General features: G+C 71.9%; 18 protein-coding genes and 6 pseudogenes. 9 read left to right on the top strand and 15 right to left on the bottom strand.

The genetic code is table 11. The features are described 5' to 3' along the window. Positions 1 to 64: 64 nt before the first annotated feature. The 3 genes and pseudogenes from ABD946_RS09035 (at position 65) to ABD946_RS09025 (ending at position 3,611) form a co-directional block, all read left to right on the top strand. Positions 65 to 817, top strand: a complete 753-nt coding sequence (locus ABD946_RS09035; RefSeq protein WP_345281795.1) for a metallophosphoesterase — start codon at positions 65 to 67, stop codon at positions 815 to 817. A 321-nt stretch (positions 818 to 1,138) separates the two neighbouring features. Next, positions 1,139 to 3,010 (top strand): annotated as a pseudogene (locus ABD946_RS09030) (collagenase); the annotation flags it as partial. A 46-nt stretch (positions 3,011 to 3,056) separates the two neighbouring features. Then, the gene (locus ABD946_RS09025; protein WP_345281803.1) at positions 3,057 to 3,611 is read left to right on the top strand and encodes a PKD domain-containing protein; all 555 of its coding nucleotides are present in this window, start codon (positions 3,057 to 3,059) and stop codon (positions 3,609 to 3,611) included. A gap of 77 nt (positions 3,612 to 3,688) precedes the next feature. On the opposite strand, the gene ABD946_RS09020 is transcribed toward ABD946_RS09025, so the two are convergent. Both ABD946_RS09020 and ABD946_RS09015 read right to left on the bottom strand, forming a co-directional pair. Continuing rightward, positions 3,689 to 4,879 (bottom strand): aminotransferase-like domain-containing protein, encoded by a 1,191-nt coding sequence (locus ABD946_RS09020; RefSeq protein ID WP_345281794.1) that lies wholly within the window; start codon positions 4,877 to 4,879, stop codon positions 3,689 to 3,691. 80 nt (positions 4,880 to 4,959) lie between these two features. Continuing rightward, positions 4,960 to 5,994: a phosphatidylinositol-specific phospholipase C domain-containing protein gene (locus ABD946_RS09015; RefSeq protein WP_345281789.1), complete on the bottom strand. Its 1,035-nt coding sequence runs from the start codon at positions 5,992 to 5,994 to the stop codon at positions 4,960 to 4,962. Between the two features lie 269 nt (positions 5,995 to 6,263). Here ABD946_RS09015 and ABD946_RS09010 point away from each other — a divergent pair. Together ABD946_RS09010 and ABD946_RS09005 are read left to right on the top strand one after the other, a co-directional pair. Beyond that, positions 6,264 to 7,543 (top strand): annotated as a pseudogene (locus tag ABD946_RS09010) (M14 family metallopeptidase). Positions 7,544 to 7,746: 203 nt separating this feature from the next. Next, positions 7,747 to 7,929 carry an MmyB family transcriptional regulator gene (locus ABD946_RS09005; RefSeq protein WP_345281793.1) on the top strand — a complete coding sequence of 61 codons (183 nt, stop codon included), beginning with the start codon at positions 7,747 to 7,749 and terminating at the stop codon, positions 7,927 to 7,929. Positions 7,930 to 8,001: 72 nt separating this feature from the next. Here ABD946_RS09005 and ABD946_RS09000 read toward each other — a convergent pair whose 3' ends face one another. Then, positions 8,002 to 9,348, bottom strand: coding sequence for a M14 family metallopeptidase (locus tag ABD946_RS09000; RefSeq protein WP_345281791.1), 1,347 nt, complete (start codon positions 9,346 to 9,348; stop codon positions 8,002 to 8,004). 201 nt (positions 9,349 to 9,549) lie between these two features. Between ABD946_RS09000 and ABD946_RS08995 the strand changes: the two genes are divergently transcribed. Both ABD946_RS08995 and ABD946_RS08990 read left to right on the top strand, forming a co-directional pair. Further along, on the top strand, positions 9,550 to 10,584 hold the full coding sequence (locus ABD946_RS08995) for a phosphatidylinositol-specific phospholipase C domain-containing protein (RefSeq protein WP_345281789.1): 1,035 nt from the start codon (positions 9,550 to 9,552) through the stop codon (positions 10,582 to 10,584). Between the two features lie 80 nt (positions 10,585 to 10,664). Continuing rightward, positions 10,665 to 11,856: pseudogene (locus ABD946_RS08990) on the top strand (aminotransferase-like domain-containing protein). Here the strand turns inward: ABD946_RS08990 and ABD946_RS08985 are convergent. The 9 genes and pseudogenes from ABD946_RS08985 to ABD946_RS08965 all read right to left on the bottom strand — a co-directional run bounded on the left by ABD946_RS08985 (position 11,840) and on the right by ABD946_RS08965 (position 14,977). Then, positions 11,840 to 12,259, bottom strand: coding sequence for a PPC domain-containing protein (locus ABD946_RS08985; RefSeq protein WP_345281787.1), 420 nt, complete (start codon positions 12,257 to 12,259; stop codon positions 11,840 to 11,842). The pseudogene ABD946_RS08990 and the gene ABD946_RS08985 overlap by 17 nt on opposite strands. A 43-nt stretch (positions 12,260 to 12,302) precedes the next feature. After that, positions 12,303 to 12,653 (bottom strand): annotated as a pseudogene (locus tag ABD946_RS08980) (PKD domain-containing protein); the annotation flags it as partial. Further along, a pseudogene (locus tag ABD946_RS42585) lies at positions 12,635 to 12,760 on the bottom strand (hypothetical protein); the annotation flags it as partial. The pseudogenes ABD946_RS08980 and ABD946_RS42585, both read right to left, overlap by 19 nt. A gap of 101 nt (positions 12,761 to 12,861) precedes the next feature. Further along, on the bottom strand, positions 12,862 to 12,948 hold the full coding sequence (locus ABD946_RS42580) for a collagenase (protein WP_425558565.1): 87 nt from the start codon (positions 12,946 to 12,948) through the stop codon (positions 12,862 to 12,864). 112 nt (positions 12,949 to 13,060) lie between these two features. Continuing rightward, positions 13,061 to 13,150 (bottom strand): annotated as a pseudogene (locus ABD946_RS42575) (hypothetical protein); the annotation flags it as partial. A 137-nt stretch (positions 13,151 to 13,287) separates the two neighbouring features. Beyond that, a complete protein-coding gene (locus ABD946_RS08975) occupies positions 13,288 to 13,428 on the bottom strand; it encodes a hypothetical protein (RefSeq protein WP_345281785.1) in 141 nt (46 codons plus the stop codon). A 103-nt stretch (positions 13,429 to 13,531) separates the two neighbouring features. Beyond that, entirely contained in the window at positions 13,532 to 13,663 is a 132-nt protein-coding gene (locus ABD946_RS08970; RefSeq protein WP_425558563.1) for a hypothetical protein, read from the bottom strand. A gap of 122 nt (positions 13,664 to 13,785) precedes the next feature. Next, entirely contained in the window at positions 13,786 to 13,995 is a 210-nt protein-coding gene (locus ABD946_RS42570; protein WP_425558562.1) for a M9 family metallopeptidase N-terminal domain-containing protein, read from the bottom strand. 718 nt (positions 13,996 to 14,713) lie between these two features. Beyond that, positions 14,714 to 14,977 (bottom strand): metallophosphoesterase family protein, encoded by a 264-nt coding sequence (locus ABD946_RS08965; RefSeq protein WP_345281783.1) that lies wholly within the window; start codon positions 14,975 to 14,977, stop codon positions 14,714 to 14,716. A 1,015-nt stretch (positions 14,978 to 15,992) separates the two neighbouring features. On the opposite strand from ABD946_RS08965, the gene ABD946_RS08960 reads away from it, so the two are divergent. Together ABD946_RS08960 and ABD946_RS08955 are read left to right on the top strand one after the other, a co-directional pair. Then, on the top strand, positions 15,993 to 16,262 hold the full coding sequence (locus ABD946_RS08960; RefSeq protein WP_345281781.1) for a hypothetical protein: 270 nt from the start codon (positions 15,993 to 15,995) through the stop codon (positions 16,260 to 16,262). 113 nt (positions 16,263 to 16,375) lie between these two features. Further along, entirely contained in the window at positions 16,376 to 16,885 is a 510-nt protein-coding gene (locus tag ABD946_RS08955) for an aminotransferase class I/II-fold pyridoxal phosphate-dependent enzyme (protein ID WP_345281801.1), read from the top strand. A gap of 59 nt (positions 16,886 to 16,944) precedes the next feature. On the opposite strand, the gene ABD946_RS08950 is transcribed toward ABD946_RS08955, so the two are convergent. Genes ABD946_RS08950 through ABD946_RS08940 form a run of 3 tightly spaced genes read right to left on the bottom strand, consistent with a single transcriptional unit; the run spans position 16,945 to position 22,758 of the window. Then, positions 16,945 to 17,523: a hypothetical protein gene (locus tag ABD946_RS08950; protein WP_345281779.1), complete on the bottom strand. Its 579-nt coding sequence runs from the start codon at positions 17,521 to 17,523 to the stop codon at positions 16,945 to 16,947. After that, positions 17,520 to 17,843, bottom strand: a complete 324-nt coding sequence (locus ABD946_RS08945) for a hypothetical protein (RefSeq protein WP_345281777.1) — start codon at positions 17,841 to 17,843, stop codon at positions 17,520 to 17,522. The genes ABD946_RS08950 and ABD946_RS08945 overlap by 4 nt, the downstream gene beginning before the upstream one ends. Then, the gene (locus tag ABD946_RS08940) at positions 17,836 to 22,758 is read right to left on the bottom strand and encodes an HD domain-containing protein (protein WP_345281800.1); all 4,923 of its coding nucleotides are present in this window, start codon (positions 22,756 to 22,758) and stop codon (positions 17,836 to 17,838) included. Before ABD946_RS08940 ends, ABD946_RS08945 begins: the two co-directional genes overlap by 8 nt. Positions 22,759 to 22,833 lie beyond the last annotated feature (75 nt).

Genomic DNA, 22,833 nt, shown 5'->3' with positions numbered 1-22,833 from the left:
CCGCTGGGCCGGACGCTGCTTAGCGTGAGATGCGTCCCTCTCGTGAACCACCCTGGAGAGCCCCGTGCCCGTCATCGCCCACCTCAGCGACACCCACCTGGACGGCTCGCCGCGGGCCGCCGACCGCACCCGCGCGGTGATGGCGTACCTCGACGCGCTGCCGTACGACCTGGACGCCGTGCTGGTCAGCGGTGACGTCGCGGACCACGGCAGCCCGGCCGAGTACCGGGAGGCCAGGGAGCTGCTGAGCACCCGTCACCCGCTGCTGGTCCTGCCGGGCAACCACGACGAGCGCGCGGCCTTCCGCTCCGTCCTGCTGGGCGAGGACCCCGTGGCGGTGGACGGTGCACCCGTGAACCGGCTGCACGTCGCGGAGGGGTTCGCCGTCGCCCTCTGTGACTCGACCCGCCCCGGGCGGGACGACGGGTGGCTGGACGAGGGGACGTTGGAGTGGCTGGACGGCGTGCTGGGTTCGGTGCGGGTGCCGGTCCTCGTCGCGTTCCACCACCCGCCGGTGCCTCTGGGCATCCCGTACCTGGACGGGCTGCGGCAGTTCGGCGCCGAGCGGCTGGCCGCGGTGACCGCCCGCCATCCGCACGTGGCGGCCTTCCTCTGCGGGCACGCCCACCTGTCGACCGCCACCACCTTCGCGGGCCGCCCCTTGGTGGTGGCCCCGGGCGTGGTGTCGACCGCGCGGCTCCCCTGGGAGGCGCGGCCGACCCCGGACGCGCATGTGCACCGGGGGCTGCCGCCGGCGGTGGCGTTCCACGTCCTGGACTGTGAGGGGCGCTTCGCCACGCACGTGCGCAGCTGCTGAGACGAGCGGGGCACGAACCAGCCAAGCGGTGCACGGGATACGGCAACTGAGGGGGTGTCAGGCTCTCAGGAAACCTTCACGTACCCCTTTCGGAGCCATGTGATGTGTGCCATGGTACATGGCACACTCCCCACCGTGTTCACGTCAGGCGGCGCCAGAACGACAGCACCACTCCCGTCGCCCTTCACGGTCCGCACCCTCAGACGCCGTGCCCCGAATCACGGCTCGCAGACCGGCCCGGAGGCCACTCCATGCGTAGTTCCCCCACGACGAAGGACCTCGTGCGGCTCCTCGTAGCCGCGTTGATCTGTTGTCTGGGTCTTGCCCTGCTCACCCCCCACCACCAGGGCCGCGGCCCGCGACACCAAGGGTCCGCAGCCCGTCCCTGCGCCCCGCGCCGGTGCCGCCCCGCAGCCCGCGATCTCCTCCATCGCCCGGGACGCCCGCGCCGAGGACGGCCACGGCGCCGTCGACGCGGCGCAGCGCGCCCCGTTCCAGACCGTCGAGACCCCCGCGAAGAGCGAGCAGATCCGCTCCAAGCTCTCGGCCGGCGCCGCCGCGGCGGCGGCTGCCGCCTGCACCGTCTCCGACTTCACCTCCAAGACCGGCGCCGCGCTGGTCCAGCAGGTCAAGTCGGCCGAGCCCGGCTGCGTGAACACCCTCTTCACCCTGAAGGGCGCGGACGCCCGGGCCGCGTTCCGCGAGGCGCAGATGGTCACCATCGCCGACGCGCTGCGCGCCAACGTCGCCAACTACCCCGGCGACAACAGCACGTCCACCCTCCAGCTGGTGCTCTTCCTGCGGGCCGGCTACTTCGTCCAGTGGTACGACACCGCCGTCGGCGACTACGGCCCGGCCCTGAAGAGCTCCATCGAGGGCGCACTCGACGCCTTCTTCGCGGCCCCGCGCTCGGCCGACGCCAATGACGCCAACGGCAACATCCTGGCCGAGACCGTCACCCTGATCGACAGCTCCCAGCGCAACGCCCGCTACCTCTACGTGGTGAAGCGCCTGCTGACCAACTACACGAACTCCTACAACAGTTCGTGGTACATGGTCGCCGCGACCAACAACGCCTACAACGTGCTGTTCCGCGGCCACCAGATGGACGACTTCCTGCCCGCCGCGCAGGCCGACCCGGCGCTGTTCACCGTGCTGCGCGACTTCGCCGTCGCCCACGACGACCTGCTCGGCACCGACCAGTGGTACCTGGCCGCCAACGCCGGCCGCGAGCTCGGCCGCTTCCTGCGCCACGACGCGCTGAAGCCGACGATCCGCCCGCTGGTCAAGGAGCTGCTCGGCCGCAGCAGCATCACCGGCCGTACCGGCTCGCTCTGGATCGCGCTGGCCGAGATGGCCGACTCCTACGACCAGGCCAACTGCGCCTACTACGAGGTCTGCGACCTGGCCGCCAAGCTCAAGGCCGCCGTCCTGACGGTCAAGTACACCTGCAGCCCGAGCATCCGGATCGTCGCGCAGGAGATGACCGAGGCCAACCTGGCCGCGGCCTGTACCAGCCTGACCAGCCAGGACGCCTACTTCCACAAGGTCGTCCAGGACAAGGGCCCGGTGGCGGACGACAACAACACCTCGATCGAGGTCGTGGTCTTCAACTCCAGTGCCGACTACAAGAGTTACGCCGGGAAGATCTTCGACATCTCCACCGACAACGGCGGCATGTACCTGGAGGGCAAGCCCGAGGCGGCCGGCAACCAGCCGCGCTTCGTCGCCTACGAGGCGGAGTGGCTCCGGCCGGACTTCCAGATCTGGAACCTGAACCACGAGTACACCCACTACCTCGACGGCCGCTTCGACATGTACGGCGACTTCAGGGCCGGGCAGACCACGCCGACCGTGATGTGGGTCGAGGGCTTCGCCGAGTACGTCTCCTACTCCTACCGGGGCGTCACGTACGACCGGGCGGTCACCGAGGCCGGCAAGAACACGTACAAGCTCAGCACGCTGTTCGACACCACCTACGACAACTCCGACTCCACCAAGGTCTACCAGTGGGGCTACCTGGCGGTGCGCTACCTGCTCCAGTCCCACCCGCAGGACATGACCGCGCTGTTGGCCGAGTACCGCACCGGTGACTGGGCCGGTGCCCGCACCCTGCTGACCTCGACCATCGGCACCCGCTACGACGCCGACTTCGCCGCCTGGCTGGCGAAGTGCGCGGCCGGCGACTGCGGCACCACCGCCCCCGGTCAACCAGGCTCCCTCGGCCGGCTTCACCGCCCTGGCCACCGGCCTGTCGGTCAACTTCACCGACGTCTCCGTCGACCCGGACGGCACCATCGCCTCCCGCGCCTGGGACTTCGGCGACGGCACCTCCACCACCACGGCCAACCCGACCAAGGTCTACACCGCGGCCGGCACCTACACCGTGAAGCTCACCGTCACCGACGACAAGGGCGCCACCGCCAGCACCAGCAAGCCGGTCGCCGTGGTGGCGCCGCCCAAGGGCGAGTGCACCTCGGCCCGGACGGACGAGTTGGGCAAGAACTGCCAGCGCTCGAACGTCTCCGCCACCGCGGGGAACCACAGCGCCTTCTTCGTCTTCCTCCCGGCCAAGGTCAACTCGCTGAAGATCACCGTCTCCGGCGGCACCGGCGAGGCCGACCTCTACTACAACCCCAACGGCTGGGCCACCACCTCCGACTGGACCGCCCGCTCGGTGAAGACCGGCAACGCGGAGACCCTCACCATCAAGAAGCCGCCGGCCGGCTACGTCTACATCAGCCTCTTCGCGGCCAAGAGCTTCGAGGGCGTCACCGTCAAGACCGAGTTCTGAGCGACCGGTTGACCACCCGCTGAACCGAACGGCCCCGCCCACCGCGACCCGGTGGGCGGGGCTTCCGGCTCGCTTCCTCAGTGCTCGGCGATAGCGGCGGCCAGACGGCGCAGGCCCTCCTCGATCTCCTCGGGGGAGTGGGTGGTGAAGGACATCCGCAGGGTGCGCGGGTCCGGGTCGACGGCGTGGAACGGCGCGCCGGGGACGTAGGCCACGTCGTGCCGGACGGCGGTGGCGAGCAGCTCGGTGGCGTCGTAACCCTCGGGCAGGGTGACCCAGAGGAACATGCCGCCCTCGGGCCGGTTCCACCTGCTGCCCGGAGGAAGGGCCTTGGGCAGCCCGGCGAGCAGCGCGTCGCGCCGCTCCCGGTAGGCCGCGGTGATCTTCGCGAGGTGCGCGTCCAGGTCGGCGTCGCGCAGGTACCGGGCGGCGGCGGCCTGGTCGATGGTGGAGGTGTGCAGGTCGGCCGACTGCTTGACCACCGTGCAGGCCCGGCGCAGCGCGGCCGGCGCGCGCAGGTACCCGAGCCGCAGGCCCGGCGCGAGCACCTTGGAGAAGGAGCCCAGCAGCACGGTGCGGTCCTCGGCCCCGGGCAGTCCGACGATCCACGGCTGCGGCTCGCCGTCGAAGCGCAGCTCGCCGTACGGGTCGTCCTCGGCGATCCAGAAGCCGTACCGCCCGGCCAGCTCGGCCACTCGGCGGCGGCGCTCGGCGGGGAGCGTACGGCCGGTCGGATTCTGGAAGTTGGGCACCAGGTAGAGCAGCTTGGGCCGCTCGGCCGCCACCACCTCCTCCAGCGCCTCCGGGACCAGCCCCTGTTCGTCGGTCGGCACCGGCACGACGCGGGCCCCCGCGAAGGCGAAGGCCTGGAGCGCGGCGAGGTAGCACGGATCCTCGACCAGCACCACGTCCCCCGGCTCCAGCAGCGCGGTGATCAGCAGCGTCAGCCCCTGCTGCGACCCGGTGGTCACCACCAGGTCCTCCGCCCCGGTCGCCAGCCCACGCTCCGTCAGCCGCTCGGCTATCGCGGCCCGCAGCGCCGGATCGCCCTCAGTGGTGGAGTACTGCAACGCCTGGTCCGGCGTCTCCGCCAGCACCCGGTCGAAGGCCGCCCGCAGCCCGGCGACGTCGAACAGCTCGGGGGCCGGCAGCCCGCCCGCGAACGACACCACCTCCGGACGGGCGGTCAGGGCGAGGATCTCCCGCACGGCGGAGGGCGCCACGGAGGCGGCCCGGCTGGCGAACGACGGCAGCTCGGCTCTGGTCATCCCCCGAGCGTACGAGGTGACCCGGTCCGGTTCGAGCCCCTTTCCACGGCTTGAGAATCGGACCTCCACCTGCCGGGGCGTCAGCCCCGGGGGAGGACCAGGGACTGGATGTCGGGGAGGGTGCGCCAGTCGCTGGTGGCGATCGAGGCGTGGGCGGCGGCGAGTTGGGTGATGCGGGCGCGGGCCTGGTCGGGGGTGGGGGTGGTGGCGGAGATGGCGGGGGCGACGCTGTGGGCGTCGGTCATCACCAGGAGGTAGTGGTTGCGGTCGTACCAGGAGAGGTCGGCGCCGTTGGTGAGGTAGGCGGCGGCGTCGCCGTCGAAGACGGCGAACCAGGGGCGGATGGTGGTGTCGGCGTACTTGGTGCGGGGGTCGCCGCCGGCGGCGCCGTGGACGGCGGGGAAGACCTGGGCCTGGGAGAGGCGGCCGGCGGCGGCCAGGTCACGGAGGTGGCGGGCGTACTCGACGTCGGTGTGCAGGGTGTCGAAGGGGTTCTGCTCCTCGACGGTGCCCGGGATGACGTGCAGCAGGACGCGGCCGGCGAGGGCGGCACGGGAGGGCCAGGCGCCGGCGCGGGCGGCGGCGTCCAACGACGGGTGCGAGCCCAGGAGATCGGCGGGGCGGAAGACGGCGGGGCCGAGGTGGGCGGCGATCAGGGCGTCGAGCTGGGCGGGGCCCATGCCGCGGTTGGCGGCGAAGCCGCCCTTGAGTTCGAGCTTGACGACCAGGGGGCCGGAGGTGGGGTGGGCGCCGAGCCAGAGGCGGATGTCGTCGAGGCAGTGTTCGAGGTTCTTGTTGCCGGAGCCGGTGTAGAGCTGGGCGGCGGAGGTGGCGGCGACGCAGTTGTTGGCGTTGCCGAGGGGGTTGGAGTGGCTGACCTTCCACTCGGTGGTGACGGTGTCGGTCCAGGCGTCGAGCTCGATGAGGGAGGTGCCGGTGTCCAGGGCCTTGGCCAGGTAGGGGAAGGCGGCCGGGTCGTAGGTGTTGTGGATGCCGACCGTGGTGGCGCCGATGAAGGGGAGCGGGCCGGCGGGGGCGGCGGAGGCCGGGGCGTCCGGCAGGAGCGCGAGGGTGGTGGCGGCGAGCAGGGCGGCGGCGGTCCGACGGAGCGTCAAGGGTCTCTCCTGGCAGAGGGGGTGGAGGCAGCTCAGGGTGGACCATGGGAGTGGACGCGCGGTGACATGACAAGGAAGTTGGCAGGAAGCCTACGCCACGGGCGCCTTGACCCCGGCATGTCAGGGCCTCACCATCGTGCTGGCGCGCGCCGCAGCTCCTCCCTCCATTCCGTCCTACCGGACCCCCACAGGAGGACAGTCATGCGACTGCCCCGTCGCGGAAAGCCCGCCGTGGCTGCTGCCGCGCGCTGCTCGCGCTCGCCCTGGCCGTGCCGCTCGGCACCGACGCCAGCGCCAAACCCGTTGCGCCGAACGAGAGTTCCGTCGCGGACGAGACCATCACCCAGTACGCCGTCGACGGCCCGAGCACGGTGGCCGACCGCTCGGCGATCGCCGCCACCGGGTGTCGATCGACGAGGTGGACGCCCGCTCGGTGGTGGTGTCGGCCACCAAGGGCGAGGCGGCCCGACTGCGCACCATGGGTTGGAAGTTGACCGCCCTTCCGGGCCAGGAGAGCCAGCAGCTCCCGGGCGCGAAGGACATCACGATCAACGACTTCCCGAGCAAGGACTCGATGTACCACAACTACGCCGAGGCGACGGCGGAGATCAACGCCCTGGTGGCCAAGTACCCGGCCATCATGAGCAAGCGGGTGATCGGCAAGTCCTACGAGGGCCGCGACCTGTTCGCCATCAAGATCAGCGACAACGTGGCCACCGACGAGGCCGAGCCGGAGGTGCTGTTCACCGCCCACCAGCACGCCCGCGAGCACCTCACCGTCGAGATGGCGCTCTACCTGATGCACGAGTTCGGCGACAAGTACGCCACCGACAGCCGGATCGCGGGCGTGGTGAACAGCCGCGAGATCTGGATCGTGCCGGACGTCAACCCGGACGGCGGCGAGTACGACATCGCCACCGGGAGCTACCGCAGCTGGCGCAAGAACCGGCAGCCCAACTCCGGTTCCAGCAGCGTCGGCACCGACCAGAACCGCAACTGGGACTACAAGTGGGGCTGCTGCGGCGGCAGTTCGAGCTCCACCTCCAGCGAGACCTACCGGGGCAGCGCGCCGGAGTCCGCCAAGGAGGTGAAGGTGGTCTCCGACTTCGTGCGCAGCCGGATCGTCGGCGGCAAGCAGCAGATCACCGCCGCCATCGACTTCCACACCTACAGCGAGCTGGTGCTCTGGCCGTTCGGGTGGACGTACAACGACACCGCGCCGGGCATGACCACCGACGAGCGCAACACCTTCGCCACCCTCGGCAAGACCATGGCCGCCAGCAACGGCTACACCCCCGAGCAGTCGAGCGACCTCTACATCACCGACGGGACCATCGACGACTGGCTGTGGGGCGCGCAGCGGATCTTCGCCTACACCTTCGAGATGTACCCGACCGGCAGCGGTGGCGGCGGCTTCTACCCGCCCGACGAGGTCATCAGCCGGGAGACCAGCCGGAACCGGGACGCGGTGCTCAAGCTGCTGGAGACGGCGGACTGCATGTACCGGGTGATCGGCAAGCAGCAGCAGTACTGCGGCATCGCGTCCTGATGACCGCACCGTGAGTTCGCTCCGCCGGCCGGGCCTGCCCGGGTCCCCGGCCCGGCGGGGCGTCAGGAGGAACGTCAGGACGCCGCGAGACCCGGGAGTTGACCAGTGCGCAGGGCCGCCTCGGAGGGCGACCCCGGTTCGGCGGTGTAGACGACCAGGACTGGTCCGTGTCGTCCGGGACCAGCAGGCACTCGTAGTCGAGGGTGAACTCCACTGCCGCTACCACCTGCGCGGCACCCGGCGGCCGGGAGTTCACCCTCGACTACGAGTGCCTGCTGGTCCCGGACGACACGGCCCAGTTCCTGGTCGTCTACACCGCCGAACCGGGGTCGCCCTCCGAGGCGGCCCTGCGCCTGGTCAACTCCCGGGTCTCCGCGGCGTCCTGACGTTCCTCCTGACGCCCCGCCGGCCGGGACCCGGGCAGGCCCGGCCGGCGGAGCGAACTCACGGTGCGGTCATCAGGACGCGATGCCGCAGTACTGCTGCTGCTTGCCGATCACCCGGTACATGCAGTCCGCCGTCTCCAGCAGCTTGAGCACCGCGTCCCGGTTCCGGCTGGTCTCCCGGCTGATGACCTCGTCGGGCGGGTAGAAGCCGCCGCCACCGCTGCCGGTCGGGTACATCTCGAAGGTGTAGGCGAAGATCCGCTGCGCGCCCCACAGCCAGTCGTCGATGGTCCCGTCGGTGATGTAGAGGTCGCTCGACTGCTCGGGGGTGTAGCCGTTGCTGGCGGCCATGGTCTTGCCGAGGGTGGCGAAGGTGTTGCGCTCGTCGGTGGTCATGCCCGGCGCGGTGTCGTTGTACGTCCACCCGAACGGCCAGAGCACCAGCTCGCTGTAGGTGTGGAAGTCGATGGCGGCGGTGATCTGCTGCTTGCCGCCGACGATCCGGCTGCGCACGAAGTCGGAGACCACCTTCACCTCCTTGGCGGACTCCGGCGCGCTGCCCCGGTAGGTCTCGCTGGAGGTGGAGCTCGAACTGCCGCCGCAGCAGCCCCACTTGTAGTCCCAGTTGCGGTTCTGGTCGGTGCCGACGCTGCTGGAACCGGAGTTGGGCTGCCGGTTCTTGCGCCAGCTGCGGTAGCTCCCGGTGGCGATGTCGTACTCGCCGCCGTCCGGGTTGACGTCCGGCACGATCCAGATCTCGCGGCTGTTCACCACGCCCGCGATCCGGCTGTCGGTGGCGTACTTGTCGCCGAACTCGTGCATCAGGTAGAGCGCCATCTCGACGGTGAGGTGCTCGCGGGCGTGCTGGTGGGCGGTGAACAGCACCTCCGGCTCGGCCTCGTCGGTGGCCACGTTGTCGCTGATCTTGATGGCGAACAGGTCGCGGCCCTCGTAGGACTTGCCGATCACCCGCTTGCTCATGATGGCCGGGTACTTGGCCACCAGGGCGTTGATCTCCGCCGTCGCCTCGGCGTAGTTGTGGTACATCGAGTCCTTGCTCGGGAAGTCGTTGATCGTGATGTCCTTCGCGCCCGGGAGCTGCTGGCTCTCCTGGCCCGGAAGGGCGGTCAACTTCCAACCCATGGTGCGCAGTCGGGCCGCCTCGCCCTTGGTGGCCGACACCACCACCGAGCGGGCGTCCACCTCGTCGATCGACACCCCGGTGGCGGCGATCGCCGAGCGGTCGGCCACCGTGCTCGGGCCGTCGACGGCGTACTGGGTGATGGTCTCGTCCGCGACGGAACTCTCGTTCGGCGCAACGGGTTTGGCGCTGGCGTCGGTGCCGAGCGGCACGGCCAGGGCGAGCGCGAGCAGCGCGGCAGCAGCCACGGCGGGCTTTCCGCGACGGGGCAGTCGCATGACTGTCCTCCTGTGGGGGTCCGGTAGGACGGAATGGAGGGAGGAGCTGCGGCGCGCGCCAGCACGATGGTGAGGCCCTGACATGCCGGGGTCAAGGCGCCCGTGGCGTAGGCTTCCTGCCAACTTCCTTGTCATGTCACCGCGCGTCCACTCCCATGGTCCACCCTGAGCTGCCTCCACCCCCTCTGCCAGGAGAGACCCTTGACGCTCCGTCGGACCGCCGCCGCCCTGCTCGCCGCCACCACCCTCGCGCTCCTGCCGGACGCCCCGGCCTCCGCCGCCCCCGCCGGCCCGCTCCCCTTCATCGGCGCCACCACGGTCGGCATCCACAACACCTACGACCCGGCCGCCTTCCCCTACCTGGCCAAGGCCCTGGACACCGGCACCTCCCTCATCGAGCTCGACGCCTGGACCGACACCGTCACCACCGAGTGGAAGGTCAGCCACTCCAACCCCCTCGGCAACGCCAACAACTGCGTCGCCGCCACCTCCGCCGCCCAGCTCTACACCGGCTCCGGCAACAAGAACCTCGAACACTGCCTCGACGACATCCGCCTCTGGCTCGGCGCCCACCCCACCTCCGGCCCCCTGGTCGTCAAGCTCGAACTCAAGGGCGGCTTCGCCGCCAACCGCGGCATGGGCCCCGCCCAGCTCGACGCCCTGATCGCCGCCCACCTCGGCCCCGCCGTCTTCCGCCCCGCCGATCTCCTGGGCTCGCACCCGTCGTTGGACGCCGCCGCCCGCGCCGGCGCCTGGCCCTCCCGTGCCGCCCTCGCCGGCCGCGTCCTGCTGCACGTCATCCCGGGCACCGTCGAGGAGCAGAACCCCTTCGACACCCTGCACACCGACGTCGAGTACGCCCGCCACCTCCGTGACCTGGCCGCCGCCGGCCGCCTCTCCCAGGCCCAGGTCTTCCCCGCCGTCCACGGCGCCGCCGGCGGCGACCCCCGCACCAAGTACGCCGACACCACCATCCGCCCCTGGTTCGCCGTCTTCGACGGCGACGCCGCCGCCTACCTCACCAACGGCGCCGACCTCTCCTGGTACGACCGCAACCACTACCTCCTGGTGATGACCGACGCCCACAGCGTCGCCCCCGCCATCTCCGCCACCACCCCCACCCCCGACCAGGCCCGCGCCCGCATCACCCAACTCGCCGCCGCCCACGCCTCGATCGCCACCAGCGACTGGCGCACCCTCCCCGACATCCAGTCCCTGGTCCTCCCCCGGGGCTGACGCCCCGGCAGGTGGAGGTCCGATTCTCAAGCCGTGGAAAGGGGCTCGAACCGGACCGGGTCACCTCGTACGCTCGGGGGATGACCAGAGCCGAGCTGCCGTCGTTCGCCAGCCGGGCCGCCTCCGTGGCGCCCTCCGCCGTGCGGGAGATCCTCGCCCTGACCGCCCGTCCGGAGGTGGTGTCGTTCGCGGGCGGGCTGCCGGCCCCCGAGCTGTTCGACGTCGCCGGGCTGCGGGCGGCCTTCGACCGGGTGCTGGCGGAGACGCCGGACCAGGCGTTGCAGTACTCCACCACTGAGGGCGATCCGGCGCTGCGGGCCGCGATAGCCGAGCGGCTGACGGAGCGTGGGCTGGCGACCGGGGCGGAGGACCTGGTGGTGACCACCGGGTCGCAGCAGGGGCTGACGCTGCTGATCACCGCGCTGCTGGAGCCGGGGGACGTGGTGCTGGTCGAGGATCCGTGCTACCTCGCCGCGCTCCAGGCCTTCGCCTTCGCGGGGGCCCGCGTCGTGCCGGTGCCGACCGACGAACAGGGGCTGGTCCCGGAGGCGCTGGAGGAGGTGGTGGCGGCCGAGCGGCCCAAGCTGCTCTACCTGGTGCCCAACTTCCAGAATCCGACCGGCCGTACGCTCCCCGCCGAGCGCCGCCGCCGAGTGGCCGAGCTGGCCGGGCGGTACGGCTTCTGGATCGCCGAGGACGACCCGTACGGCGAGCTGCGCTTCGACGGCGAGCCGCAGCCGTGGATCGTCGGACTGCCCGGGGCCGAGGACCGCACCGTGCTGCTGGGCTCCTTCTCCAAGGTGCTCGCGCCGGGCCTGCGGCTCGGGTACCTGCGCGCGCCGGCCGCGCTGCGCCGGGCCTGCACGGTGGTCAAGCAGTCGGCCGACCTGCACACCTCCACCATCGACCAGGCCGCCGCCGCCCGGTACCTGCGCGACGCCGACCTGGACGCGCACCTCGCGAAGATCACCGCGGCCTACCGGGAGCGGCGCGACGCGCTGCTCGCCGGGCTGCCCAAGGCCCTTCCTCCGGGCAGCAGGTGGAACCGGCCCGAGGGCGGGCATGTTCCTCTGGGTCACCCTGCCCGAGGGTTACGACGCCACCGAGCTGCTCGCCACCGCCGTCCGGCACGACGTGGCCTACGTCCCCGGCGCGCCGTTCCACGCCGTCGACCCGGACCCGCGCACCCTGCGGATGTCCTTCACCACCCACTCCCCCGAGGAGATCGAGGAGGGCCTGCGCCGTCTGGCCGCCGCTATCGCCGAGCACTGAGGAAGCGAGCCGGAAGCCCCGCCCACCGGGTCGCGGTGGGCGGGGCCGTTCGGTTCAGCGGGTGGTCAACCGGTCGCTCAGAACTCGGTCTTGACGGTGACGCCCTCGAAGCTCTTGGCCGCGAAGAGCTGATGTAGACGTAGCCGGCCGGCGGCTTCTTGATGGTGAGGGTCTCCGCGTTGCCGGTCTTCACCGAGCGGGCGGTCCAGTCGGAGGTGGTGGCCCAGCCGTTGGGGTTGTAGTAGAGGTCGGCCTCGCCGGTGCCGCCGGAGACGGTGATCTTCAGCGAGTTGACCTTGGCCGGGAGGAAGACGAAGAAGGCGCTGTGGTTCCCCGCGGTGGCGGAGACGTTCGAGCGCTGGCATTTCTTGCCCCAACTCGTCCCGTCCGGGCCGAGGTGCACTCGCCCTTGGGCGCGCCACCACGGCGACCGGCTTGCTGGTGCTGGCGGTGGCGCCCTTGTCGTCGGTGACGGTGAGCTTCACGGTGTAGGTGCCGGCCGCGGTGTAGACCTTGGTCGGGTTGGCGTGGTGGTGGAGGTGCCGTCGCCGAAGTCCCAGGCGCGGGAGGCGATGGTGCCGTCCGGTCGACGGAGACGTCGTGAAGTTGACCGACAGGCCGGTGGCCAGGCGTGTGAAGCCGGCCGAGGGAGCCTGGTTGACCGGGGCGGTGGTGCCGCAGTCGCCGGCCCGCGCACTTCGCCAGCCAGCGGCGAAGTCGCGTCGTAGCGGGTGCCGATGGTCGAGGTCAGCAGGGTGCGGGCACCGGCCCAGTCCCCGTGTGCGGTACTCGGCCAACAGCGCGTCATGTCCTGCGGGTTGGACTGGAGCGGTAGCGCACCGCCAGGTATGCCCCACTGGTAGACCTTGGTGGAGTCCGAGTTGTCGTAGGTGGTGTCGAACAGCGTGCTGACTTGTACGTGTTCTTGCCGGCCTCGTGACCGCCCGGTCGTACGTGACGCCCCGGTAGGAGTAGGAGACTACTCGCGAAGCCCCTCGACCCACATCACGGTCGGCGTGGTCTGCCCGGCCCCTGAAGTCGCCTGTACATGTCGAAGCGGCCGTCGAGGTAGTGGGTGTACTCGTGGTTCAGGTTCCAGATCTGGAAGTCCGGCCGGAGCCACTCCGCCTCGTAGCGACGAAGCGCGCTGGTTGCCGGCCGCCTCGGGCTTGCCCTCCAGGTACATGCCGCCGTTGTCGGTGGAGATGTCGAAGATCTTCCCGGCGTACACTCTTGTAGTCGGCACTGGAGTTGAAGACCCGACCTCGATCGGTGTTGTTGTTGTCGTCCGCACCGGGCCCTTGTCCTGGACGACCTTGTGGAAGTAGGCGCTCCTGGCTGGTCAGGCTGGTAGCAGGCCGCGGCCAGGTTGGCCTCGGTCATCTCCTGCGCGACGATCCGGATGCTCGGGCTGTCAGTGTGTACTGACCGTCAGGACGGCGGCCTGACTTGGCGGCCAGGTCGACAGACCTCGTAGTAGGCGCAGTTGGCCTGGTCCGTAGGAGTCGCCATCTCGGCCAGCGCGATCCAGAGCGAGCCGGTACGGCCGGTGAGTGCTGCTGCGGCCGGCACTCCTTGACCAGCGGGCGGATCGTCGGCTTCAGCGCGTCGTGGGCGCAGAAGCGGCCGAGCTCGCGGCCGGCGTTGGCGCCAGTACACTGGTCGGTGTCCGGCGTCAGGTCGTCGTGGCGACGGCGAAGTCGCGCAGCACGGTGAACAGCGCCGGGTCGGCTGCCGGCGGCAGGAAGTCGTCCATCTGGTGGCCGCGGCACAGCACGTTGTAGGCGTTGTTGGTCGCGGCGACCATGTACCACGAACTGTTGTAGGAGTTCGTGTAGTTGGTCAGCAGCCTTCACCCGTAGAGGTGCGGGCGTTGCGCTGGGAGCTGTCGATCAGGGTGACGGTCTCGGCCAGGATGTTGCGTTGGCGTCATTGGCGTCGCCGAGCGCGGGGCCGCGAGAATGCGTCGAGTGCGCCCTCGATGAGCTCTTCAGGGCCGGGCCGTAGTCGCCGACGGCGTGTCGTACCACTGGACGAAGTAGCCGCCCGCAGGAAGAGCACCAGCTGGAGGGTGGACGTGCTGTTGTCGCCGGGTAGTTGGCGACGTTGGTCGCGCAGCGCGTCGGCGATGGTGACCATCTGCGCCTCGCGGAACGCGGCCCGGGCGTCCGCGCCCTTCAGGTGAAGAGGTGTTCACGCAGCCGTGCTCGCCGACTTGACCTGCTGGACCAGCGCGCGCCGTCTTGGAGTGAAGTCGGAGACGGTGCAGCGGCAGCCGCCGCCGCGGCGGCGCCGGCCGAGAGCTTGGATGCGGATCTGCTCGCTCTTCGCGGGGTCTCGACGGTCTGGAACGGGGCGCGCTGCGCCGCGTCGACGCGCGCCGTGGCCGTCCTCGGCGCGGGCGTCCCGGGCGATGGAGAGATCGCGGCTGCGGGGCGGCACCGCGCGGGCGCCGGGACGGGCTGCGGACCCTTGGTGTCGCGGGCCGCGCCCTGGTGGTGATGACAGCAAGACCCAGACAACAGATCAACGCGGCTACGAGAGCCGCACGGGTCCTTCGTCGTGGGAACTACGCATGGAGTGCCTCCGGGCCGTCTGCGAGCCGTGATTCGGGGCACGGCGTCTGAGGGTGCGGACCGTGAAGGGCGACGGGAGTGGTGCTGTCGTTCTGGCGCCGCCTGACTGACACACGGTGGGGAGTGTGCCATGTACCATGCCACATCACATGGCTTCCGAAAGGGGTACGTGAAGGTTTCCTGAGAGCCTGACACCCCCTCAGTTGCCGTATCCCGTGCACCGCTGGCTGGTTCGTGCCCCGCTCGTCTCAGCAGCTGCGCACGTGCGTGGCGAGCGCCCCTCACAGTCCAGGACGTGGACGCCACCGCCGGCGGCAGCCCCCGGTGCACATGCGCGTCCGGTGTCGCCGCGCCTCCCAGAGGATGCCCGCGGTCGACACCACGCCCGGGCCAGCCACCAATGGCGGCCCGCGAAGGTGGTGGCGGTCGACAGGGTGGGCGTGCGCGAGGAAGGCCGCCACGTGCGGATGGCGGGCGGTCACCGCGGCCAGCCGCTCGGCGCCGAACTGCCGCAGCCCGTCCAGGTACGGGATGCCCAGAGGCACCGGCGGGTGGTGGAACGCGACGAGACCGGCACCCGCACGAAACCAGCACGCCGTCCAGCCCTCCAACGTCCCTCGTCCAGCACACCGTCGTCCCGCCCGGGCGGTCGAGTCACAGAGAGCGACGCGAACCCCTCCGCGACGTGCAGCCGTTCACGGTGCACCGTCCACCGCCACGGGGTCCCTCGCCCAGCAGGACGAGCGGAAGCCGCGCGCTCGTCGTGGTTGCCCGCAGGACCAGCAGCGGTGACGGGTGCTCAGCAGCTCCTGGCCTCCCGGTACTCGGCGCTGCCGTGTCCGCGACGTCACCGCTGACCAGCACGGCGTCCAGTCGTACGGCAGCGCGTCGAGTACGCCATCACCGCGCGGGTGCGTCGGCGGCCCGCGCGAGCCGTCCAGGTGGTGGTCGGCTGAGGTGGGCGATGACGGGCACGGGGCTCTCCAGGGTGGTTCACGAGAGGGACGCATCTCACGCTAAGCAGCGTCCGGCCCAGCGGTAAGGTCCAGTTTCATGACGGAGGACTGGTCCAGTACGTCGCGAACCACGCGTGCGCTCGACCTGCACCTGGACGTCGTGCCCTCGGCCCGGGCGCCGTGCAGCCGGACTGGAGCACGCCCTGCGGACCGCCGTCCGCGAGGGCCGCCTCGGCCCCGGCTCGGCCCTGCCCTCCACCCGTGCCCTGGCCCGCGAACTCGGCCTGGGCCCCGGCACACGTCACCGCCGACTACGACCAGCTGGTGGCCGAAGGTCTGCTGCTCACCCGGCCGGCGCGCCACCACCGTCGCCGAACTCCCGCCCACCGTCTCCGCGTTCGCGGCCGCCGCCCGCCCGCACCACCCGTCCTCCACGACCTCGGACCCGGCACGCCCGACGCAGCGCCTTCCCCACCCGGGCCTGGCTGACCGCCACCCGTCGGGTGCTGGCCAGGGCCCGTCCCGCGGACTTCGGCCCCGGCGACCCGCAGGGCGGCCGAGTTGCGTGCCGCCCTGGCCGCCCACTCGGCCGCACCCGAGGGTGTTGACCACGCCGGACCAGGTGGTGATCACCTCGGGGTTCTACCAGTCGATCGGCCTGCTGGCCGAGGTACTGCGGGCCTCCGGCGTCACCGAGCTGGCGGCCGAGGACCCCGGCCACCGCACCTACCGCGAGGTGGTGGCCCGCGCGGGGCTGCGGGTGCTGCCCGTCCCCGGTGGACGGCGACGGCGCCCGGGTGGAGACCCTGACGGCATCGGCGGTCCTGCTCACCCCCTCGCACCAGTACCCGACCGGTGTGCCGCTGCACCCTGACCGCCGCCGGGCGCTGGCGAGTTGGGCCCGCCGCACGGACGGCCTGGTGATCGAGGACGACTACGACGGCGAGTTTCCGCCACGACCGCCGCCCGGTCGGCGCCTTCCAGGCGCTGGCCCCCGACCGCACGGCCTACTGCGGCAGCGCCTCCAAGACCCTCGGCCCCGCCCTGCGCCTGGGCTGGCTCGCCCTGCCCCCGCACCTGGTGCGCCCCGTGGTCGAGGCCAAGGAGCGGGCCGACCTCTACACCGAGACCCTCGGCCAGCTCGTGCTGGCCGAGCTGATCGACACCCACGCCTACGACCGGCACGTCCGCGCCGCCCGGCTCCGCTACCGCCGGCGCCGCCTCCTGCTGCACCGGCTCCTGGACCGCCACCCGGACTTCACCCCGCACGGGGTCCCCGCCGGACTGCACACCCTGGCCACCACCGACCGCGAGGAGGCCGCCCTGCTGGCCCGCTGCGCCGAACTCGGCATCGCCCTGAGCGGGTTGACGGAGCTCCACCACGACCCGGCCGCCGCCCCGGGCCGCCCCGGCGGCCTGCTGATCGGCTTCGCCGCCACCTCCGACCACGGGTTCGAGCGCGCACTCCACGCCTTGGACGAGGCGCTCGCCAGCTGACCGACCTGCCCTGCCGGACCGGTCCGCCCCGCCCACGAGCGGTACCGGCTACCCGCGCCTCACTGCTGGGCGCACTTCCCCACGGCCGTCACGGTCCCGGCGGCCAGCCGCTTCTCCTCGCCGTTCACCTTGAGCACGATCCCGTCCGGCCCGGCCGAGACCAGATCGCCGCACACCTCACCGACCCGCACCGGGTGCGCGGGCGCGGGCGGCGCCCCGAACCAGGCCACCGCCACGGCCGCCGTGGCCGCCACCAGGCCGAGGACACAGCACCAAGTCGCCCGCCGCACGCCCTTGGTGACCCGTCCGATCTCCAGGTCCGTCCAGGCCCTGAGCCGCGGGCCGTTGCGCAGGATGGTCTCCCCCGGACTGCCGTGCGCGGCCCGGACGGCGAGCAGCGTCCCGGACACCAGCAGCACGAAGGCGGTGGCGACCGCGATGCCCGCCACGTTGCGCAGCCCGTCGGGGAGTTCGGCCAGTCCGTCCCGCCCCTTGAGGACGGTCAGCACGGCCACCAGGGCGGCCAGGCCCGACAGCCCGTTGCGCCAGCCCTCGGCCTGCTTGCGCAGCTCCGGCAGCTGGGTGAACTCCAACTCCCGTGCCAGCGCCTCCCATCGGCGGTCCGCCTGCTCGCTCACGGCGCCACCCCGATCTGCCAGCTCGCGCCGCAGCCGGTGAACGGGGCGTTCGGCGCCATCCCCGGATGGGGATAGCCGCACTCGCAGTAGTGCACCTCGGGCAGGGGCTCGGCGGGCACCGCCCGGTTCCGCCGGAAGATCGCCTTCGTCCCGGTGCCCGCCAGCCCGTGGGCCCAGTTGGTCTCCGTCCGCCCCTGGCACCGAGGGCACGGGCCCACCACCCGGACGCCCTTGCCGTCCTCCGTGCGCGTGTAGTCCGCCTGCGGTGCGTCGGGCAGCCGCTGCTCCACGTACGGCTCCTCGAACCTGTGCTCAGCCATCCTGCTTCCGTTCTCCCAAGTCCAGCCCGAACATTCCCCGGTAGAGCTCCAGCCGGTCCCAGACCCACTCCTCGCCCTCGCCGATCTCCCCCGCCACGAACGCCACGTCCTCGCGGCTCACCCGCCCCGTGACGGCCGGGAGCAGCCCGTCCAGGTACACGGAGAGGATCGCGAAGTCCTGCCAGAGCGGCAGCACGTCGGGCCGCTCCGGCACCTGCGGCGCCGGGCCGAGCGCGAGGTAGGGCTCGATCCGCCGCCACACCTCGGCGACCGACTCGCCGAGCCGGCCGGCGATGCTCACCAGGTCCAACGGCACCAGCGGAGTGCCGGAATCGCTGACCCGGTAGTCGTCCTTCAACGCTGCGCGGGTGGGTGCGTCGCACGAGGCGGAGTGCAACGCGGCGATCTGCTCGGACGTCAGCTCCGGTACCAGCGCGCCGAAATCGCGGACCCTCGCCAACTCCCGGTACGCGTCCCCGGGGTCGCGTCTGCCCTCCAGCCCGGCGAACTCGGCCAGCAGCTCGCCGGTCAGCTGCTTCCACTTCGGCGGGTCGGCGGGGCGACCCGCCCGCAGGGCGAGCGGATCGGACTCGCCGCCCTCCAGCAGCGCCCTGCTGTGCTGCGGGCCGGGCCGGAAGCCGGCGAGGCCCGGTGGAAGCTCCGGGCAGGGGAGCCCGAACCGGTCCGCCATCGTCCGGGCCAGCGCCCAGACCTCCTCCAGCGGCTCGCCCAGACGCCGCGCAGCGGCGAACAGGCCCGCTTCGGTCATGCGCTCGGCCGGACTGATGCTGTCCTCACCCTCGGAGCTGCCGTTCGCCATCACGACCTTGGCTTGGAGGCGCAGCTCCCGCCACTCCCGGATCAGCTCGCTCCCGGGCGGCAGCGGGACACCCAGCCGGCTCAGCTCCTCCACCGCCTCGAGGACCTCGTCGGGGTGTGCGAACAGGCTTGCCCGCACCATCGCCCCGAGCCCGGTCTCCCTCTGCTCCCGATCGGAACACATCGCGGCCGTGACCCGGGAGGGAATCAGCTCGTCCGGCGACTCCCCTCGCCCGGGCCCCGGAGCACGGGCCAGGCCCAACTCCCCCGCCAGCTCGGCGACGAGCTCGGCCGCCCGCCGCACGGTGATCTCCAGCTCGTGCGCCAGGGCCACCTCCGCCAGGGGCAGCAACTGCCAGCCGTCCTCCCGGCGGACCGTCAGTTTCGTGAGCGCCGAGCGCACTTCGGCGGGGAGTACCGACCAGGCCGTGACCGCCGACCGGTCCGGGCACGTCCACCCGAGCCAGCCGTATGCCTCCAGGGTGTCCAGAACGGTCTCCACGTCACCGTCCGGAGCCACTTCCAACACGTCCCAGTGCGTCGTGACCCGACCGGTGCCGACGTACAGCACGTCGATCTCCGCCGCCGTGGTCACGTGGTCCCGGTGGTGGTCCGGGACGGTGGGAAGCTCCAGGCCGTGCAGCGGCGCGAGCCGGTGCAGGCGGTCGACCAACTCACCCAGCGGTCGACGGAGCAGCATGGACGCCCAGAGCAGGCCGTCCAGCTCGGAGAGCCACATGCGTGTGTAGAAGCGACTGTCCGTCTGCTGTGCCGGCAGCGCCCAGTCGAGCGCGTCGATCAGGGGCAGGTCACCGTCGGACAGGGCGAACCGCGCCAACTCCGGTACCAGGCGTGGAGCGGCCAGCTCCGGGTGGCAGATCCGCAGAGCGCGTCCCTCGCGCTGGAAGTCGCCCAGGCTCAGACCCCGGTCGGATGCCTCCCGCAGGACCGCCTTCCAACCGTCGGCCAGGACCTCGGCCCTGGCGAAGTCCCCGGGTGCGGCGACGGGGTAGCCCGTGAGGAGGCGCGGCGGCACCTGCCCCTCCAAGGTCCGGGCCGCCCACCGGGCAGCCGTGCGCCAGTCGATGAGCGCGGAGGACACGGAGCTGGAGAGTCTGTGCAGGTCCGCGGCATAGGGGTCTCGGTCGAGATGGCACCAGCCGGCCTCGCCCAAACGGACGTAGCGGCCCTCCTCCTCCCGCTCCACGGCCACCGGCACGGCCAGGCCCCGGTCCTTCAGCCTCGGCCAGAGAGCCCGGGCCAGCGGGAGTTCACGGAGCTCCAGGTGCCAGAACCACTCCATGCTGATCCGGGGCCAGGCGATCAGCGCGTCGAGCCCCGCCAGGCACGTGACCGTCTCCCACTCCCGGTCGTACTCCTGCAGCGTCTTGCGGTCCACGCTCAGCCGCCCGGCCCGCGGCCCGGTCAGGTTCAGCACGTACCCGGTCGGCCGCCGGTCGGAGACGATCCCGTCGCAGAGCACGGCCCCGCTCCCCCGCACCCACCAGAGCGTCCTGTCCACCGCCGGCTGGGCGTCCCCGTCGGCGTTCCACGGGCCCGGGCGCAGGACGTCCGCCACCCACTCCTCCGCCAGGTGCCCGTCCCTCGCCTCCATCGCGAACTCGCTGACCGCCACGTGGCGGTCCAGCGTCGTCACGCAGGACAGCTCGGCCAGGTCCGCGTCCTGGCGCAGGTAGAGCCGGACCCGGGTGCCGCCCTCCGGGAGGTCGTCCTCCGTGGGGTCGGTCTGCTGCTGGATCCGGAAGAGACTGCCGCTGCTGGGGATCCCCACCCGCAGCGCGTGCGGGGCCACCACGCCGTCCGGGAAGACCTCGCGGGTGACAACGGTCATCTCCTCGGCCAGCATGAAGTAGCTCAACACCCCGATCCCGAAACGCGAGTTGGGGTAGAGGCGCAGCTCCGGGTCGTGCCGCAGCCAGGCCGCCTGCTCCCGCCGGAACGACCGCGACTGCTCGAACCGCCGCCCCGCCCGCGTGAACGTCGACTTCAGCTGCTCCCGGCCCATCCCCACACCGTTGTCCCGGCACTCCACGTACCGCCGCCCAGCCGCGTCCACCCCCTGCGTGAAGGAGATCCGCCCCGTCCACGGCACCGGCACCGGCCCCTTGGCGCGCAGGTACCGCCAGCGCATCGCGCGGTAGCGGCAGGCGTCCATCGCGTTCTGGTACAGCTCACGGATCGCCAACTCCGGCTCCCCGTACAGCTGCCGACCCATCAACAGCTCCCGCACCTCCGACTGCGCCAACTGGAAGCGCAACAACGGGACCTCGTACCGGGCCCGCCCGTCCCGGGAGCCCGCCTCCAGATGGTTGTCGGTCACGCGCTGCGGAACGGCCGCCAGCAGGTCCGCCTCCCGGGCCGGCAGCCGTTCGCGCCCCCGGCCGATGCCCTCCGCGATGCGGTCGGCCCGCTCGACGATCTCGGCCATCGCCGCGTGCACGGCCTGGTGCGGACTCACCAGGTACAGGTGGAGAAGCCCCTGGGCGTCGCGCTCCCACTCCGCCTCCCGGACCACCCGCAGCAGGAGGTCGGGCGTCACGGGGTCGGAGACGGCCAGATGGTCGGCGACCACCGAAGGCAGCGCCCGCGCGTCGGCGGCCAAGGCGGCCGCCAACCGGAGCAGGGCGGCCAACGGACGGATCCGCAGTGCCTGCGCGGCAAGGCCGAACGGGCGGATCCGGACCTCCTCCCGTCCCGCCTCCGACTCGGCGGGCAGGTCGAGCCCGATCTGGCCCGCCAACTCCCGTAGTGCGGAGACGAGTTCGGCCGAGCGCGATCCGCCGACCAGCTCCGCGAACTCCCCGGCCGCCTGTGCCGGCACGGCGACCGCGTCCGTCTCGAACCGCTCGTTGACCCACCGGTGCGCCAACCAGAGCGCCAGGGTCTCGGCGTCCCCAGGGCGATTGCCCTCCAGGCAGCGTTCCAGCCGCCGGGCGAGAGGGCGGTAGTGGTCGTGCACCTGCTCCAGGTGACGCCTCAACTGGCCGCCGCGCGGCAGGCGTTCGGCATTCAGCGGCGCGATCTCGGCCAGCTGCAACCAGCGGTCGGCCCGCGCCTGCTCGTACAGGAAGGGCGCGGCTGCCAAGGCGGAGACTTCGACCGGCAGGCAACTGCCCCGGTCCTGCGGCAGCAGCTGCGGCAGGACCCGCAGCAGCCGCAGCGGGAAGTCCTCGTCGGCCCACGGGTCCGGAAGCCGGGACTGCGCACGGTGCACCGACCGCGCGCAGTCCCGCACCAGCTCCACCAGGGCCTGCTGCAGCCGACCGACGACCTCCTCCTGACCGGGCGCCACCACCTCCCAGAGGGCGGGTGCCGTGACCGCCGCCTCCCACTCCTTCAGCAGCTGCCGTCCGCTGCAGATCTCGGTCCCCCTGGCCGCCTCCTCCTGATCGGCGCCGTAGCGGATCCAGGCGTCCTGCCGGTGCCCCGCCATCGCCGCCGAACGGACCGTCCTGGCCCGGGCCGCCTCGAACACCTCCTGGACCGTCCTCGGAGCGGAGAGCGAACCGAGCGCCTCGGCGAGGCCGCGGGTGAAGAAGCTGCCCTCCTCCGAGTAACCGCTGCGCTGGCCCGGGGAACAGCCGACCACGACGGCGTAGCGGCCGGCGGGCTGGCCCCGGGTGACGGCGGTGCCGAACCCCTCGTCCGCCCCGTTCAGCGAGTCGCGGCAGGCGTCGATCAGCCAGAGCACCAGGCCCGCCCGGCAGTCCGTCAGGTAGTCGCTGACGTCGGCCGGGAGCAGGGACTCCAGGTGCGAGCGGCGCCACGGCCCCTCCAGCGGGGCACGGGCGTCGGCCGGAACGAGGTAGTCGGTGCGGCCGTGGCGGACGCCGTGGCCGGAGAAGTACAGCAGGAAGGTGCCGCCCTCGGGGACGGCGGAGGCAGCCTCCTCGATCGCGGTGGCGATGCCCGAGCGCCCGGCATCCCGCCCGGTGACGGTCTCGACGAGGTACCCGGACTCCTCCAGCGCCGTACGCATCGCGGCCAGGTCGGCGGCGACCGGCTCCGCGAGCGACCCGAACTCCCGCTCCGCGTCGAGGGTCTCCCCCACGCCGATCAACAACGCGTGCCGCACCTCAGCCAAACCCCACCCCTTGATCGCTCCCCCGGCGGACGAGCCTATCGGCCCTGGAGCGGGGGACGTGCGCAC

This window comes from Kitasatospora albolonga (assembly GCF_039535905.1).
GTDB classification, from domain to species: Bacteria; Actinomycetota; Actinomycetes; order Streptomycetales; family Streptomycetaceae; genus Kitasatospora; species Kitasatospora albolonga.
The sequence above is the reverse complement of the archived record's forward strand: the minus strand, read 5'-3'. Positions and strand labels throughout refer to the sequence as shown.

Bases quoted from the DNA above. Each gene is read 5' to 3' on its own strand.
- ABD946_RS09020 (WP_345281794.1), bottom strand. From the start codon at position 4,879: ATGACCAGAGCCGAGCTGCCGTCGTTCGCCAGCCGGGCCGCCTCCGTG.
- ABD946_RS09000 (WP_345281791.1), bottom strand. From the start codon at position 9,348: ATGCGACTGCCCCGTCGCGGAAAGCCCGCCGTGGCTGCTGCCGCGCTG.
- ABD946_RS08970 (WP_425558563.1), bottom strand. From the start codon at position 13,663: ATGGTCGCCGCGACCAACAACGCCTACAACGTGCTGTGCCGCGGCCAC.
- ABD946_RS42570 (WP_425558562.1), bottom strand. From the start codon at position 13,995: ATGGTCACCATCGCCGACGCGCTGCGCGACCAACGTCGCCAACTACCC.
- ABD946_RS08945 (WP_345281777.1), bottom strand. From the start codon at position 17,843: ATGGCTGAGCACAGGTTCGAGGAGCCGTACGTGGAGCAGCGGCTGCCC.